The sequence below is a fragment of the Streptomyces sp. NPDC002773 genome (assembly GCF_040295605.1).
Lineage (GTDB): Bacteria > Actinomycetota > Actinomycetes > Streptomycetales > Streptomycetaceae > Streptomyces.
Window position 1 is genome coordinate 39644 of the sequence record NZ_JBEOVO010000039.1, and the last position, 15262, is coordinate 54905.

Genomic DNA, 15262 nt, shown 5'->3' on the forward strand with positions numbered 1-15262 from the left:
GATGCGCGCGACGGCTGGATGACGGCCGCTTCGGCCCCCTCGGTAGAGTCCTGACAATGACAGGGAAGCAGGGCCGCCGGCCAAAGATCGACCAGGATGGTGGCATCGAGGACGTGACACTCCTCATCCTGGAATGGCTGGGTGAGCAGGGCGTGAACGCCATGATCAGAGTGGACGCCGAGAGAGTGGCTGAAAGCGCGCCAGCGTGGACGTTCGGCGCCAGTGGGGGTCCCTTGGGGCATGGCATACGTGCTGACGGGAGGACTGTGCAGCAATGCATGTCCACAGCACTGTTGCAGCTGCGCAAGGCCGGACTATCGGTTCCCTTTTGATCTTTGTCGTCGTTCGTGTCTGGCTTCGCTCGTTATCAACGGGACCAAGCCGTTGTCGGCATCGCCGTGATCATCGAGGCCCGGCTGCCTCACTGAGGTGGCGACTAACTGATCGTTTCAGAATGCCGTCCTGCGGTGACCCTGGCGGCCCATGGAACAATCCCTTCAGTCACGGGCTCAGGGGGATGACGCCGTATGGAACGGGTTGGGGCTGCGCGGGACCTCGTACTCGGTTACGTCGGGGCTCTGAACGCGGTGGACGAGGCCATGAGGGCAGCCATTCCCTCGCTTGAGCGACTTGCAGATGTCCTTGGCCTGGTCCGTTTGCGCCGGATCATCAGCCGGAGCGGGCAGGTCGGCACCTACTCCTACGAGGTTCATGGCGCCGGGTGCCTCTTCGTCAGCGACAACGGCATTGAGATTGATGTCGACTTCGCAACCGACGGGAGTGAAATCTTCGACCTCTGGCGGCTGCGCTGGTACGGGCTGAGCCTGCCGGAGCCTCTTGACGTCACGGATCAGGACCTGCTGTCCGCGGTGCGGTCGCTGCACCCGCTTCTGACCGAGGTAAGGCCGGGGTGGTTCAGCGTGGCCGGCTGACCGCTTCAGGATGAGGTTCGCAGGCGGCGCAGGCATAAGAGACTGCAGGCCAGTTCGAGCAGGCCTTGGTGGAGATCGGCGCGTCGCTCATAGCGAGTGCGGAGCCGTTTGAACTGGTGCAGCCAGGCGAAGGCGCGCTCGACGACCCAGCGCACCTTGCCCAGTCCAGAGCCGTGGGCGCCGCCGCGTCGGGCGATCATCGGCTTGATGCCGCGTTTCCACAGTAGGCGGCGGTACTTGTCGAAGTCGTAGCCCCGATCGGAATACAGGCGCCCGGGCTTGCGGCGGGGACATCCCCGCAGGCCCCGGATCGGCGGGACGGCGTCGAGTAGCGGTAGGAGTTGGGTGACGTCGTGCCGGTTGCCGCTGGTCAGGGTGACGGCGAGTGGGGTTCCGTGGCGGTCGACGATCAGGTGGTGCTTCGAGCCGGGGCGGGCGCGGTCGACGGGCGAGGGACCGACGTGATCCCCCCTTTGAGCGCCCGGACGTGCGACCCGTCCACGGAAAAGTCGTTCAGGTCCAGCAGGCCCGCGCGGCGCAGCTCGCTCAGCAGGGCAGCATGCAGGCGCGGCCACACGCCGGCCTCGGTCCAGTCCCGCAGCCGGCGCCAAGCCGTCACACCCGAGCAGCCCACCGTCTCCGCGGGAACATCACGCCACGCGACACCCGTCCGCAGCACGTACATGACGCCAGCGAGGGCGACTCGGTCAGGAACACGCAGCCGCCCGGGGTAGCGGCGGCGCCTCTCAGGAGCGGGCGGCAAATACGGGGCCACCCGCTCCCACAGGTCATCAGGGACAAGATCAGGACGCACCCTGGACACCCTGCCGACCAAGATCATCGAGCGCAAGACCCGCAGCTCGACCCATTCTGAAACGATCAGTTAGTCCGGAAAAGGGCATCCGGCCTCACCGAACTCCTCGCCCGCGAACAGCGCCCGCGGCCGCCAGGTCGACGTCGAACACCTCCACGTCCATATCCCCCGAGTCCTCAAGCCGGCCAACACCAGCACCGGAGCGAGCGCATGACCACCATCTGCCTGGACGAGATCAACACCTGATAGACCGAAGGCCCGGCTCTCCACGGTCATCTGTGGGGGAGCCGGACCTTCTTTACGAAGCGGCCCCTGCCTCCCGGACTTCACCGGGCGGCAGGGGCCGCTTTCTTTGCGTTCTGAGGACTACAGACGGCTGGTCAGGATTTCCAGTATCGCCTCAAGATCATCGCGCGTCATGTTGGACGTACAGAGATCCGCTATGGCCTGCGGGTTTGCCCAGTCCACCCCATCAGAGGCAGGGGAGGACGATCGAGGCTCGGGAACGTGCGATACGGGGGCCTCTGCGTTTACCGTGGTAAACGCAGACGTCGACTGGCTGTCCGAGTCCTCTCCCACGGCTCCAGCCTCGGTCGCGTTTACCGCGGTAAACGCGACCGAGGAGCCAGTCGCAGAGGGATCGGACGTGGGCTGCGGCACCACAGCTACCCGCTTCCGCTCCTCAGCCTGAGCCTTCTTACGCTCCGCACCGGCCTCCTGCTCGGCATGCCATGTAGCGACCTGATCTGCAGCCGGCACCCGCGCAAGCCGCCGGGCGTCACGAACCGCAAGGTCACCAGCGCGCAGAGCTTGCTGCATCTCCGGAGACAGCTTGAGGAGGGCTCGCCGCTGCGAGATCCACCCGGGCGTCCATCCACGGGCTTCGGCTGCCTCTCGTGCGCTCGAGTACTCCGCGACAACAGCCTCGACCGCCATCGCCTCCTCGATGACATCGAAGTCCTGACGGCCGATGTTCTCCTCAACCGCAGCGCCCGGTAGCTCGCCACGGGATGAAGCGACGGATTCGTCGTGGATGATCAGGAGCTCGGCGCGGCCGAACTTCTCAGCTGCTGCGAGACGGCGGTAGCCGTTGACCACGACGTACTGTGCCCCGCCAACTCGATCGGCATCCTCCGGCCACAGCGCCAGGTAGCCCTTCGCGGAGACGACGAGACAAGGCTGCAGCTGCCGTGTCGCGATCGACTTGAGGTCTTCGAGATCCCCCAGGGACTGACGAGGATTCCGCGGGTTGGCCACTACAAGAGCGAGCGGGACCCCTGGTGCGGACTCAGCCGGTGCAGTTACCGCGACAGGCTTGTCGTCGATGGTCGCGAGATTTACGCGCTTCCCCACGTCAGACCGAACCCTTCGTGGCCGCAGCCTTCCTGCCCTGCTTGGGAAGCGGTCGCCCGCCGATACCCAGTTCCATCGCCAGACGGAAGAAGTCTTCCCGGGCCTCAAGGGCGATACGGCCCTTCGGGTACTGGGTGCAGACCTGGCCTTCTGCCGCTGCCCGAGTGTGGATCTTGTAGTGCCGTACGACGGTCAGCAGCCGCGGCCATTCATTGGCGTCGACGTACACCTGCGTTTGCTCAAGATCGACAGTTCCGTTACGGGGGTCCCAGTCAGTGATCAGAACGCGATAAGAGTTCTGCGGTAGCGCTGCTTGCAGGACCAGGGCAGCGGCGCCAGGTAGCGAGGCGAGGACCAGAGCCCACCAAGGCGCGCCGGCGACGGCGAGCACTGCGGGCGGTGCAGACGTGGCGGCACCAGCGCCGATTAGAGACAGGGTGCGTGGATGCTGGGGCATGACCGAGCAGTGGCGCGCCCAAGGAGCCGCTCGACGCGCCGTTCCTTTCGCTGGGACGGGATCGCTTTGCTTCCGCCGCGGCCCTGGCGGGTGGGCACCCGTAGGCGCCTGCACTGCTGAGAGGTCCCCCTCTTCTCCTGCGAATCCCGCCGAAGCGGCTGATGCATCGGCAGTGGTCCCGTCCCGAACAGGCCGATGTGGGCAGTTTGCCGAACTGGCTGCCCTGACGCACCCACTTCCAAGATTCTTTGCCTGCGATCAAGAGGAGTCTGTGACCTGGTGACGGGTTCTGCTCGCCGGGGTAACCGGCGGGCGTAGACGGCTTCCTCGGGTGGGTGGTGGTGCGGAGCCTGCCCCGTGCGGCGTTGGTGAGCTGGCCGAGACGTCACTCGCGGCGAGTTCCACCAGGCGGTCTGCGGCGTCGAAGGCGTCGGTGAATTGCGGTGGGTCGGCTTCATGGCGTTGAGGCCCTGGCAGTGACGTTTGGTCAGGAGAGGCATGTTCTTGCAGGTCTTAGAAGCCGTCTCTCAACCGAACGTGATCCGTCGATTTTTGCTGGTCAGGCATGATGTAGCTCGGAATGAGAGAGACATCCGGCGTCTTGTTTCCGCTCCGGTGGAAGGGCTACGGGAGGAAGTCGCCCGGTTGGCTGAGGTGTTGGAGGCCGCGGAGATCGAGCTGGACCGGCGGGTGATCGCGCGGGAAGAACTGGTCGAGGCCCTGGCAGCCTCGGCTGCCGAGACCACGGCCGGGACCGAGGCCGAGGAGAAAACGGTGCTGTCGCTCGCGCCGGTGCCGGGCTCGACGGTGCCGCCCTGGCGGGAGGGGCTGCCGGTGACGGTTCTGGCGCCGGACTATCAGCGCATTCTAAGCGTGCTGGAACAGCAGCGATCCACGGGTCACGGACCGCTTCGGGCCAGGGAAATCGCGGTGGAGCTGGGCCTTGGGGCGACGCCGGCGAAGGTCGAGGGACTGCGGTCGAAAGCCCGGCGCCTGGCGGAGCGCGGGTGGCTCCTCCTGGAGGCGTCGGGGGCGTTCAGTGCCAGCCGGCGGGTCGTGATCGTGCCAGACGCCGGCTCATCCGCGTGACCATCGACCACCGGATTATCGACTCGCTGGTGGCGGGCAGGGTCTCGTAGTCCCGGGCCAGACGGCGGGAGTTCATCAGCCAGGCGAACGTGCGCTCGGCCACCCAGCGCCTGGGCAGCACCACGAACCCTGTCATGTCGTCGGTGCGCTTGACGATCTCCAGGGTCAGGGCGAGTTTGTCCCGGCAACAGCCGACGAGGGAGCCGGTGTAGCCGCCGTCGGCCCACACGAGGGTGATGTCGCGGTGCAGGCGGCGCAGCCGGGTCAGCAGGCCCGCCGCGGCGTCCCGGTCGCCGATGTTCGCGGCGGTGACCGCGACGGCCAGGAGCAGGCCGAGGGTGTCGGTCACGATGTGCCGTTTGCGGCCCGGCACCTTCTTCCCGCCGTCGTAGCCGCGTGAGGCGGCCGGCACCGTCGCGGCGGCCCGCACCGACTGCGCGTCGATGATCCCCGCAGTGGGCTCGGCCTCACGGCCCTCGCGCTCACGGACCTTCCCGCGCAGCCGGTCGTGGAACTCGGCGATCAGCCCATGCTCGCGCCAGCGGCGGAAGAATGCGTAGACCCGGGCCCATGCGGGGAAGTCCGCGGGCATCGCCCGCCACGAAATCCCGCCCGCGACCAGGTAGCGGACCGCGTCCAGCAGCTGGCGATGGCAGTAGCCCTCGGGCCGTCCGCCCCGCCCCTGAAGCCAGGCCGGCACCGGCAGCAACGTCTGGACGGCCGCCCACTCCGCGTCCGTCATGTCCGACGGATACCGGCGCACCCGGTCCGGATGGTCGGCCGTGTTGCCGTACACGTGCGCGAGGCAATCGCACGACACGGCGGGCGAGTTGAAGCGGGCGGGCTCGGGAGCGTACAACAAAGACAACAGGGCCTCCGGGAACCGCTCGGAATGGGATCGCACCCCCGAGCTACCAGCAGGCCCTGCCATCATGCGCGTATCGCCGGAGATCAGCCGTCCAGGAACTCCGTTCGATTCACATGTTCCAAGGTCGGTTGAGATGCGGACGTCAGTCAGAACTAGGCCAAATCTGAACAATCCACACCTCAAGAGGATCGCCGTGCGGCCCTTCGGGAGGGAAGGGATCGAGTGCCAGCAAAGCCTCAACATGATCTCGCCCTCGGCAGAGCAAACGCAGGTGGTAGCGCCCCGGCCGCAGCTCGATCTCGCCGTAGCAGACACCATCCAAGTCGACCACCGCGAGGCGATCTGCCATCGGAGAATGGAAAACCCGTTCATACTCCCAAGAGCCTGATGGCTGAGGAGTGGGCCCGTCCCACACCTCCAAACGCACCGAAGGGTAGAAATCGTTGTCGCTGGAGGTAAGGCTCCAGCCTTCCCCGGGGATCTGAACAATGTCGTCCTCCGCCGGTGCTTCTTCGAAGAGGATGGGGCCGATCTGGATCGTCCTGTAGTACACGCGCGGGCGGACATCAACAGCGTTGATCAGAGTGGGCACTTACTCTCCTCAGTATCGAGCGAGCAGGGCCCGTCAGGCTAGCCCCGACTTGAACCCAAAGCCCCTCAACCCGCCTCGCAACGACCATAAACGGGCACTCGCCTCTGGCTTCACGCGCGTACCGCTGGAAGATCACCGTCCGGGAACTCCGTTCGATCCATACGTCCAAGATCGGTTGAGATACGGCTTCTAAGAGCTGTCCCGTAAGTGGTTCTGTGGTCGGTGGGCCTCAGAGGAAGGCCAGCGGGACGTCCTTCTCGATGCAGAGCCGCAGGATGCCCGCCAGCTGGCGGGCATCCTCGATGTGCTGCTGGTGGAGCTGATCGCCGCTCTCCCGTGCCCACTGGTCGGTGATCGCCTCCAGCCGGACTAGGACCGACGCGCACTCGGTAGGTGAGAGGTCCTCCCCGCCGGCATCCGGATGATCGAGGAGTGGCTCCAGAGCGGTGGACACCTCGCTCCACGGGCGCTCGCCGCCGAAGCCCCACATCTCGGAGAGGGCAAACCCCTCGGCCTCGGCCAGACGCCGCCGGAACACGGCAAAGCCGCTGTAGGACCAGGCGACATCCGGACTGTTGTTGTCTCCGTCGCCTGGGAAAAGAACCGGCCCCATGTGCCCTCCCCGCTTGCCGAATACACAGGATCAAGGACATGGGGCAGCCTCGGCAACTGAGATGATCTTGTTGTGTCTTGTGTGATCACGGCGTCGGAACCGTCCTGGATAGCCCGGTTCACCGGGCCGAGCCCAAGACAGTTCGGGAAGCTGGTGACGGTGCTGCGTCGCGCAGGTGCGGACACAGCCCGCAAGGGCCGGCCGTGGAGCCTTCCACTGGAAGACCGGACCTTGCTGGTCACCGCGTACTGGCGCACGAACCTCACCATGCGCCAGCTCGCCCCGCTGTTCGGGGTGTCGAAGTCGGCGGCGGACCGCATCATCGACCACCTTGGACCGATGCTCGCGCTCCGGCCCCGCAAGCGGTTCTCCAAGGACACCGTGCTCATCGTGGACGGCACTCTGGTCCCCACCGGGGCCACACCGTGGCCGAGCGCTCGAAGAACTACCGGTACTCCACCAACCACCAGGTCGTCATCGACGCTGGCACCCGCCTGGTCGTCGTGGTCGGCCGGCCGCTTGCCGGGAACCGCAACGACTGCAAGGCGTGGGAGGAATCCGGCGCCAAGGCCGCCGTCGGCAAGACGCTCACCATCGCCGACGGCGGCTACCCGGGCACCGGACTCGTCATGCCCCACCGCCGACGCGCGGGCGAAGACCTGCCTGAGTGGAAGCAGGCGCACAACAAGTCCCACAAGCAGGTCCGCGCACGCGTCGAGCACGTATTCGCCCGCATGAAGACCTGGAAGATCCTCCGCGACTGCCGCCTCAAAGGCGACGGTGTCCGCCGCCGGTCCTCGCGCACGCCGCGCTGCTCGCCGAACTCGCCCACCTCGCGCCCGGCGTCGACATGGACCAGCTGGCGTTCGCGGCCCGGCTCGCCACGACCGAACCCGAAGCCACCGGTGACCTCGCCGCGTTCCTTGCCCGCGCCCGCCGCTCCGGCGCCAGCTGACCGCACCAACGCTCCCTCCCGGCCGGGTTGTCCTGTGACAACGAACCTGGACCGATTGCCACCGACGTTGGACCGGCAGTCGTTCGTGACAGCGAAGTCGGACCGTTGCAGGTCAGACCACGGGACACGGCTCAGCAGCCGCAGGCCAACTCCGCCTCTTGACCGGGCCTCCAGCAGCGGACGGAGTGTCAGAGGCTAATGGCATGCTGCGGTCGTGCCGTATAGAGACCACCCCTACGAGTTCAAGATCGAAGTTCTTGACGCCTACGAGGCCGCGCCATCAGGCACGAGGAAGGACGTGCTGAAGAAGTACGGCCTCTATGCGCCGACGATGATCAGGTGGCGAAAGGCGCGGGAGAGCGGAGAGCTTCAACCGCCGACCCCCAGGGAGCCGATCCGTTGTGTCGCGGTCGGTGGACGGTGCCCTCGCGAGGCGAATGAGTACAGGACCCTCAAGCTGTGCCGCCGCCACTACTACCAGGTATGGCGTAACGGGATGGCGGGCTGCTCACAATGCGGTGCTTACACAGAGCTGCGCCGTCGCGAGTGCGATACCTGCATCGGGGCAGAGTTCAAGGATTACGGATTCGACTTGGTTGGCACCTACGTGAACACTCATACGCCAGTCGCGGTGAAGTGTCGAGAATGCGAGAAGTCCTTCCCGATTCGGCTGAATAATCTGCGTGAAGCGCAGAAGCGCGGCACTCGAGGGTGCTCCAGTTGCCTCAGGCTGACCGACGAGCAGGTGCGTGAGATGCTCTTTCAAGCGGGACTCCGCAAGGTTGGACCGTTCCTTACTATGCGCGTGCCGGTCGACTGCATCTGCACCCGCTGCAATCAGCCATATCGTGCAAGGGTTGGCCACATCCACCATCGCCTGCGGCGCGGGCTTCGGGTCTGGGGTTGCCAGCCTTGCGCACTGCAGGCGATCCGGGTGGTCGAGCTCACCGAGCAGGAGGCTCTTGAAGAGTTCTTCGAACTCGGTGTGAAGGACGTGAAGGGATGGGTCAACGCAGGCACGGCAGTCGAAGGGCGCTGCATCCATTGCAACAGGAACACCACGCCACGACTCACGATTCTCCGACGGTCCAGCACCGGGGTCGCCTGCGCCTCATGCAACGGCCGAGGATTTTGGAGCATTCCTGCACTGCGCAAGAACAGGAAACTCGCTCAAGCACCCGCGTTCATATATATCTACGAGTTCACCGACTTCGACGGAACCTTGTTCCATAAGGTCGGAATCACGCGCGACATCAATGGGTGGAGTAGCCGCTTTGACGAGCACGAGCGCTTCGAAGGTGAGCTTGTCCAACTCGCCAGTGCCACCCGAATCGTGTGCCGAATGGCTGAGCTGCTAATCCTTAGACATGTCGGCCCGAATGCGTACGAGCCCTCGGAGCACAGACTGGCTGCGGGCCATAGTGAGTGCTATCTACCGCAGGGGGTGATTGACCTTGAATCCTGGCTGAGGATCGCTACCGCCAAGCTGGAGGAAGGCGAATGACATATCCAGAGCCGAGATCCCATATCCACGGCAGTGGCCTCCAGCCCGAGGCAGGGGCGGCCCGCCACGCGCCAATCTCCACGGCGAGGCCAGGCGTCCGGGCCTTAAGCTTGTTCTTTATCTACCAGGACCTGCCAGGCTTGCCGATGGCCTTGAGTGTCTCGGGGCGTTTGACGGTCTTGCCGACGTCGTAGCGGGGTGCCCAGTGTTTGTTCTTGGCGCCGGGCGGCCGTCCGGGGCTGGCGCCTCGGGGTTTTGGAACACGGGTCGGGCAGGCGAGGTGAGCACGGATGTTCCTGAACCCCCGGCGGACCCGTGCCGGGGTGAGCCGGTCGGAGGTGGCGGGTTTCTCCCAGGGCCGGCGGAGGTCTTCGGTGAGAGGCCGGGCGAGTCGGAGCTGGGTGTGAGCGACGATCAGGATCCAGGTCCAGCGGTCCGCGGCCTCGGGAGTACGGAGCTTTGGAGTGGTCCAGCCGAGGGTCTGTTTCGCGAAACGGAAGGTGTGCTCCAGGTCGAAACGGCGGAGAAATGCCTGCCAGAAACGGTCCACGTCGTCCGGGGTAACGCCCGTCTTGGAGGACCATAACCACACCGGCGGGGCATCACGGTCCTTCGACAGATGCTCGACCTTCAACCGGATCAACGTGCCTTCCACCAGGGGAAGTTCACCGTCGTGGTCGAGCCATGAGGAGCGGTGGGTGAGCCTTGGGTGGACTCGGTCCCATGCCTGCGTCTCGGCCTTGCCGTAGTTGGTAGTTGCGGTGAACGTGGTGATCGCGGGCTCGGGCCAAGTCTCCGGCTTGGCGAAGCGGAATTCCGGACCGTGCTTAAGGGCTGTCCCGCAAACGAGTCTGGTATCGCTCTGGAACACGTGGTCCACTGAGCGATCGAGGTGGGGTTTCCGTGGCCACCTGGTCTCGTCTGCCCTGGGCTGACCAGCTGGATCACACCTGCCTCAGTAGCCCACACCGGCGTCGATAGTCTGCGCTAGTGGCTGACGCTTCACTGAGATTCATGATCGATGCCGATCACGGGCAGTTCTACGTCCAAGACCTTGATCCCTATGACGCGTGGATCGCCGAGCACGCTATGGACCGGGACCTGGCACCCGCCGGCTGGACGGACGAAGCGGTCTACGTCCACCGCATCGGTGTGGAACCGCACTCGATCTCTGTCGGCACGGCTCGGGACGACATGGTCGAGTCGCTCATCACTGTTCACGCGTCCGCGCCAACGACGGACCCGGCGGCTGAGCACATCGTGGAGACCGACCTTGACGCCCCCACGGGTCAGCTCACCATGTCCAGCCCCGGGACCGATCCTGCCAACGGGCCGAGCCTGGCTGTTCCCGCTGGATTGCTCCGTGCTCGCGTCTCCTACATCCCGGCCGGACCACCACCGGTCGACACTGGTGGCGGTCCTGGTGACCACTTCCTGTACCAGGTGGATCTCTGGCCCTCCGACCGGACGTACGGACTCGTCATCGTCAAGCAGGGGCCGGAAATCTGGGCAGGGTAGGCCCTCCTCATCTACCGCGGGCCTGCCGGCTGAGTGCGAGGTTGTGCAGGCGGGCGATGCCTCTCATCGCGTGATGGACGCCGTCGCCCTTCAACCGGCAGTCTCGCAGGATCTTCCAGGTCTTCATACGGGCGAAGGCGTGCTCGACACGGGCGCGGACCTGGCGGTGGGAAGCGTGCTCTTCCTTCCAGGCCAGCAGTTCGCTCTGCACGTGCTCGCGGCGGTGCGGGATGACCAGGCCGGTGCCCCGGTAGCCGCCGTCGGCGATCACGGTGGCGTTGCCGACGGCGTTCTTGGCGCCGGACAGTGCCCATGCCTTGCAGTTGTTTCGGTTGCCGGGCAGCGGCCGGCCGACCACGACAACGCGCCGTGTGTCGGCATCGGTGACGACCTGGTGGTTGGTGGAGTACCGGTAGTTCTTGGATCGCTCGGCCACCGTATGGTCGCGAGTGGGGACCAAGGTGCCGTCCACGATGAGGACGGTGCTCTTGCGGAATCGTCTGCGGGGCTTGAGCGCGAGCAGAGGGCCGAGGTGGCTGACGATGCGGTTGGCCGCGGACTTCGAGACGCCGAACAGCGGGGCGAGCTGCCGCAACGTCAAGTTGGTACGCCAGTAGGCCGTGACCAGCAGCACCCGATCCTCCAGCGGCAGGCTCCACGGTCGACCTCTGCGAACCGCGTCAGCCCCCTCGTGCCGCAGTTGTGCCACCAACGTGCCGAAACAGCGGGGGCTCAACCCGGTGAACGGGGCTATCCAGGACGGCTGCGACGCCGTGATCACACCAGCCACGGCGGGAGCCTCACACGGTTCTCGCCGTGGCTGGTGCGTTGATCACTTGCTGGACAGGCGGAGGGAGCCGGACCAGGTTTCACATCGGACACGGCCGGACTCGAAGGTGATCTCCAGGGCGATCCCCCCACTGTCCGGGATGCTCTCTTCGCTGACTGCCAGCACCGTCTCGCCGAGGTGATCTGCGAATGGGGTCTCGCCACTGACAGGCGCCACCTCGACGCGGCCTGACTCCGCCATGTCGTACCCCGCGAAGGGGGCCGATGCCTCCACGATCAGGCTCCAGTCCGAACCGGTCGTGATGCGCGTGGAGACTGCTTCGCTGTCGATCAGCCACACGTCCAGTGGGCCGGACGGAGCCTCTGAGCCGTACAGGTGCCACGAGGCGGCTACTTGCTCAAGACGGCGTCCGACCAGGTAGTCAGGACACACACCGACCCCGTGCAACGGGCACTCACTCACTATCTTCGACTCCACGCGTCGACCGTATTGTCAGGCGAACCCCAGCTCACGTCCTTATACGGGACATCCCTTAGGCGGCCGGCCGCCCTTCGGGTCGTAGACACGAGGCGGCTTCGGCAGTCGCATGACGCGGTCGGAGCGGACCCGGCCGACCGGCTCGACCGGCAGATCGCGCAGGACCCAGGCCGGGCGGGTGACGTCGTAGCCGGCGTCGCTGACGATCACGATATGCGGGTCCCCGGCCTGCCACTGGTCGGCGGCGATGAGCCGCTCGACGACGCCCCTCAACTGGGCGGCGGTGATCGCGGTCGCGTCGTCCGCAGGGCCGAGCCGCACCGCGTCCAAGATCGCGGTCCAGGACGTGGCACCCGGCTCCAGCACAGCTACGAAGGAGTAGGGCCAGCCCGGAATGAACTGCGAGGCTGTTTTCGCCCGGCCGTAGACGTGGCAGAAAAGCCGCTCCGCCGAGCACGGCGCGTCCGAGCGAAGCCACGGCGACACATCGACCGCCAGCACCAGGCGCCCCCCGTCGAAACGCGGCAACGACAGCCCGGCCAGCACCGCCCGCAGCCGACCGACGTCGATCCGGCCGTGGTTCAAGCCGCCGTACATCGCTCCGTGCCCACGACGGTGCTCGGGCAGCAGCGTCAAATCCACCGGGGACTTCACCGCACCGTCCGCACACAGCACCGCGCCCACCAGCTCGAACAACTCGTCGCGCCGGGCAGTCAGACACTCGTAGAACTCGCCCCGGAAGCGTGACGCTTGCGCGAACGCTTCCCTCCGGACAGCATCAGGCAGCAGACTCACCCTCACGGCCTTCGTCGTGGTTACATGCACCTTGGTCGAAGCACATGATCAGACGAAGGCCGCCCCCGCGTCCGTCGAATCCCCAGGTGAGGAACCCAGTTCGAGACGCCGTTCGAGGCCGGATGGTAAAGAACAAGCTCGGTCCGCCGCGGCCGACGGGTGAGGCAGTCGGCTCAGAATGCCCGATAGCAGCCGGTGCGGGTACAGTTCACCCCGGCCAGCGGGGTGGTGTTCTCGTCATACATCGCGATGTGGACCTGCTGGACGCCGCCCGGCAGCGCGATCCTCAGCGAGTCGCCGTATGTCCGGTTCGGCCCGCCCGCGTTCGCCCACGGGCTGCACTTGGCGCCGGTCTCCACGTCGCCGTTCGTCCCCCAGAAGCAGAACATACGGGAGCCGCTCGCCGCGTGGACGGTGGCTGACACGCTGGCGGTGTACCCGTCGGTGAAGTTAATCGTTCCGGTTGTGGTGCTGTTGCCGTAGGCCATGCCGAAGGGCATGGGCACGTCGTTCACGGTGGCTTGCGCCGGTGCGGCGAAACCGATGGCGGCCATCAAGGCGACAACCGTCATCAGCAAGGGCTTGCGCATGGCTCTTCCTCTCCTCGGACGAACATGGAGCGAACAGAAGCTTCCACCATGCTACTCGTGACTGGCCGTGAACATGCCATTACGCGCTCGCGGGTGTGATGTACCGGCTTCATGATGGCGAACTGCGCGTGGTTGAGGGAACGTTTCTGTACCTGAAGGTCGAGCATCTGTCGAAGCAGGTCCTGGTAGATAGAGGACAAGTTAAGTACCTGGTTTTCGAACCTCATGAGCGCGTTAACGCAGGTCAGGAATCGAACATGGCTGGGGTCTGGTCCCGCTGACGTGGTGAAGGGCTCGGTGGTGGAGAGGGTCAGCCCGCGTGGGCCGGGGGAGGTTGTCGGCGCACGGACTTTCCTCCCCTGCTGCGTACGGATGAAGGTCCCCAGTTCCGTCGCGGTGAAGGCAGGGACGATCAGTCGATCGTCCAGCCGTGCTCCTTGTGGGCAGCGTCGGCTTCTTCCTCGCCAAGCCAGGCGAGGTTGAACTGCTGGCCCCGCAGTCGAAAGATCCCCGCTGACCAGTCGGCAAGCTCCTCGTCGAGCTCGTCAGCGGAGATGATCCCGTCGTCGAAGTCGGGCAGCTGCTGGGTTGGGGCGACGCAGGACAACGCCCACTCGGGAAGCTCTCGCGGATTGCCCCACCGCCTTCGCCAGAAGGGCCCTTCTCTCCACCACCAGGTCGTGACTCGGATCACGAGCACGCCGATCTGTTCGTCTCCGTCCATGAGACGTGCGGCAGCTCGGCGGTATGGGTCAAGCCGGGCATCGGTCGGTGGCTCCGGCCACTCGCGTCTGAACACACCCTCATTCTTGTCTGTTGCGCTCCAGGCCATGTCGGCCTGGAGGTTGACTGCCCAAGGTCGAGGAACGGGCTGACGGGCCGGCGGGAGCCGTGGGAAAGTGGTGTCCGGGCGCTAACCGCGGGCCGGACCGGGCCCGGGTGGGAACGGCGACCGTGAGAACGATCAGTCCCGCTGGACTTCGCGGGAGGCTGGCTGACCGGCTCGCTTGGACTGGCGCTGGGTGATCCGCCTGGTCATCAGCGTGATAGCGGCCCAGGTGATCAGTGACTCGGAGTGCTGGACGAGCCGTTCGTAGTCCCGCGCGTGTCGGCGGGCGTGCATGACCCAGGCGTGGGACCGTTCGACGACCCAGCGCCGGGGCAGGACGATGAACCCCTTGGCGTCCTTGGGCCGGCTGACGGTCTTGATGGTGAGGTTCAGGTACTTCTTCGACCAGGTCACGAGCTGTCCGGCGTAGGCGGAGTCGGCCCAGACGATCGTGATCTCCGGGTGCATCAGCCGCAGCCGGAACAGGACTTCCTTGGCCGCGTCGCGGTCGGTCATGTCGGCCGGGGTGACCATGACGAACAGCGGCAGGCCCTTGGTGTCCACGATCAGGTGCCGCTTGCGGCCGTTGATCTTCTTCGCCGCGTCGTAGCCGCGCGAGTCCTTGCCGACGGTCTCGGCGGCCTTGATCGACTGCGAGTCGATGATCGTGGCGACCGCGCCCGGCGCGCGGCCCATGTTCCGGCGGACCCGCTCGCGCAGCTGGTCGCGGATCCGCCCGATCACACCGGCCGCCGCCCAGCGGGCCATGAACCCGTAACACGTGCGCCAGGGCGGGAAGTCCTTGGGCAGGGCCCGCCACTTGCAGCCGGTGTCGAGGACGTAGCGGATCGCGTCGACGATCTCCCGCCACGGGTGCTTCTCCGGCCAGCCGCCGGCCCTCGTCTCGCAGGCCGGCGTCGGCAGCAGCGGCTCGATCAGCACCCACTCGTCGTCGAAGGTGTCCGACGGATAGCAGCGGCTGCGCACGGATGGTGTACTGGCTCCGCCCCGGACCGGCGCGGCGCAGGTCGTTGGTGAAGGTCCGCTGTACGAGTGCGAACGCGCCGGGGCCCTCCACCCGGACCG

The 15262-nt window shown here is 66.1% G+C and carries 16 protein-coding genes and 3 pseudogenes; 6 read left to right on the forward strand and 13 right to left on the reverse strand.

What is annotated here, in order from left to right:
* Window positions 1–56: 56 nt before the first annotated feature.
* Entirely contained in the window at window positions 57–332 is a 276-nt protein-coding gene (locus tag ABT034_RS30905; protein WP_351220376.1) for a hypothetical protein, read from the forward strand.
* A gap of 195 nt (window positions 333–527) precedes the next feature.
* Entirely contained in the window at window positions 528–932 is a 405-nt protein-coding gene (locus ABT034_RS30910; RefSeq protein WP_502973094.1) for a DUF6896 domain-containing protein, read from the forward strand.
* Between the two features lie 5 nt (window positions 933–937).
* Here ABT034_RS30910 and ABT034_RS30915 read toward each other — a convergent pair.
* From ABT034_RS30915 to ABT034_RS30925, 3 genes are all read right to left on the reverse strand, one after another.
* Window positions 938–1773 (reverse strand): IS5 family transposase gene (locus ABT034_RS30915; protein ID WP_502973096.1). Its coding sequence is split into 2 segments (ribosomal slippage): window positions 938–1407 and window positions 1407–1773, totalling 837 coding nucleotides; the frame shifts between segments, so codons are not numbered across the junction.
* A 339-nt stretch (window positions 1774–2112) separates the two neighbouring features.
* The gene (locus ABT034_RS30920) at window positions 2113–3099 is read right to left on the reverse strand and encodes a ParB/RepB/Spo0J family partition protein (protein WP_351220378.1); all 987 of its coding nucleotides are present in this window, start codon (window positions 3097–3099) and stop codon (window positions 2113–2115) included.
* 1 nt (window position 3100) lies between these two features.
* Window positions 3101–3490: a hypothetical protein gene (locus ABT034_RS30925; RefSeq protein WP_351220379.1), complete on the reverse strand. Its 390-nt coding sequence runs from the start codon at window positions 3488–3490 to the stop codon at window positions 3101–3103.
* 564 nt (window positions 3491–4054) lie between these two features.
* Here ABT034_RS30925 and ABT034_RS30930 point away from each other — a divergent pair.
* Window positions 4055–4645 (forward strand): hypothetical protein, encoded by a 591-nt coding sequence (locus ABT034_RS30930; protein ID WP_351220380.1) that lies wholly within the window; start codon window positions 4055–4057, stop codon window positions 4643–4645.
* On the opposite strand, the gene ABT034_RS30935 is transcribed toward ABT034_RS30930, so the two are convergent.
* The 3 genes from ABT034_RS30935 to ABT034_RS30945 form a co-directional block, all read right to left on the reverse strand.
* On the reverse strand, window positions 4593–5513 hold the full coding sequence (locus ABT034_RS30935; RefSeq protein ID WP_502973095.1) for an IS5 family transposase: 921 nt from the start codon (window positions 5511–5513) through the stop codon (window positions 4593–4595). The genes ABT034_RS30930 and ABT034_RS30935 overlap by 53 nt on opposite strands.
* 142 nt (window positions 5514–5655) lie before the next feature.
* Window positions 5656–6105, reverse strand: coding sequence for a hypothetical protein (locus tag ABT034_RS30940; RefSeq protein ID WP_351220381.1), 450 nt, complete (start codon window positions 6103–6105; stop codon window positions 5656–5658).
* A 229-nt stretch (window positions 6106–6334) separates the two neighbouring features.
* Complete coding sequence (locus tag ABT034_RS30945; protein ID WP_351220382.1) at window positions 6335–6718, reverse strand: hypothetical protein; 384 nt, start codon at window positions 6716–6718, stop codon at window positions 6335–6337.
* A gap of 72 nt (window positions 6719–6790) precedes the next feature.
* On the opposite strand from ABT034_RS30945, the pseudogene ABT034_RS30950 reads away from it, so the two are divergent.
* Together ABT034_RS30950 and ABT034_RS30955 are read left to right on the forward strand one after the other, a co-directional pair.
* Window positions 6791–7503 (forward strand): annotated as a pseudogene (locus tag ABT034_RS30950) (transposase); the annotation flags it as partial.
* A 384-nt stretch (window positions 7504–7887) separates the two neighbouring features.
* On the forward strand, window positions 7888–9177 hold the full coding sequence (locus ABT034_RS30955; RefSeq protein ID WP_351220383.1) for a hypothetical protein: 1290 nt from the start codon (window positions 7888–7890) through the stop codon (window positions 9175–9177).
* Between the two features lie 121 nt (window positions 9178–9298).
* Here the strand turns inward: ABT034_RS30955 and ABT034_RS30960 are convergent.
* A pseudogene (locus ABT034_RS30960) lies at window positions 9299–10018 on the reverse strand (NF041680 family putative transposase); the annotation flags it as partial.
* A 173-nt stretch (window positions 10019–10191) separates the two neighbouring features.
* Here ABT034_RS30960 and ABT034_RS30965 point away from each other — a divergent pair.
* A complete protein-coding gene (locus ABT034_RS30965) occupies window positions 10192–10695 on the forward strand; it encodes a hypothetical protein (RefSeq protein WP_351220384.1) in 504 nt (167 codons plus the stop codon).
* A 7-nt stretch (window positions 10696–10702) separates the two neighbouring features.
* Here the strand turns inward: ABT034_RS30965 and ABT034_RS30970 are convergent, their stop codons facing one another.
* The 6 genes and pseudogenes from ABT034_RS30970 to ABT034_RS30995 form a co-directional block, all read right to left on the reverse strand.
* A complete protein-coding gene (locus ABT034_RS30970; protein WP_351220385.1) occupies window positions 10703–11485 on the reverse strand; it encodes a transposase in 783 nt (260 codons plus the stop codon).
* A 42-nt stretch (window positions 11486–11527) separates the two neighbouring features.
* A complete protein-coding gene (locus tag ABT034_RS30975) occupies window positions 11528–11962 on the reverse strand; it encodes a hypothetical protein (protein ID WP_351220386.1) in 435 nt (144 codons plus the stop codon).
* 54 nt (window positions 11963–12016) lie between these two features.
* Window positions 12017–12757 (reverse strand): annotated as a pseudogene (locus tag ABT034_RS30980) (transposase); the annotation flags it as partial.
* Between the two features lie 173 nt (window positions 12758–12930).
* Window positions 12931–13347: a hypothetical protein gene (locus tag ABT034_RS30985; RefSeq protein ID WP_351220387.1), complete on the reverse strand. Its 417-nt coding sequence runs from the start codon at window positions 13345–13347 to the stop codon at window positions 12931–12933.
* A 412-nt stretch (window positions 13348–13759) separates the two neighbouring features.
* A complete protein-coding gene (locus tag ABT034_RS30990; RefSeq protein WP_351220388.1) occupies window positions 13760–14071 on the reverse strand; it encodes a hypothetical protein in 312 nt (103 codons plus the stop codon).
* 240 nt (window positions 14072–14311) lie between these two features.
* On the reverse strand, window positions 14312–15163 hold the full coding sequence (locus ABT034_RS30995) for an IS5 family transposase (RefSeq protein WP_351220389.1): 852 nt from the start codon (window positions 15161–15163) through the stop codon (window positions 14312–14314).
* Window positions 15164–15262: the final 99 nt, after the last annotated feature.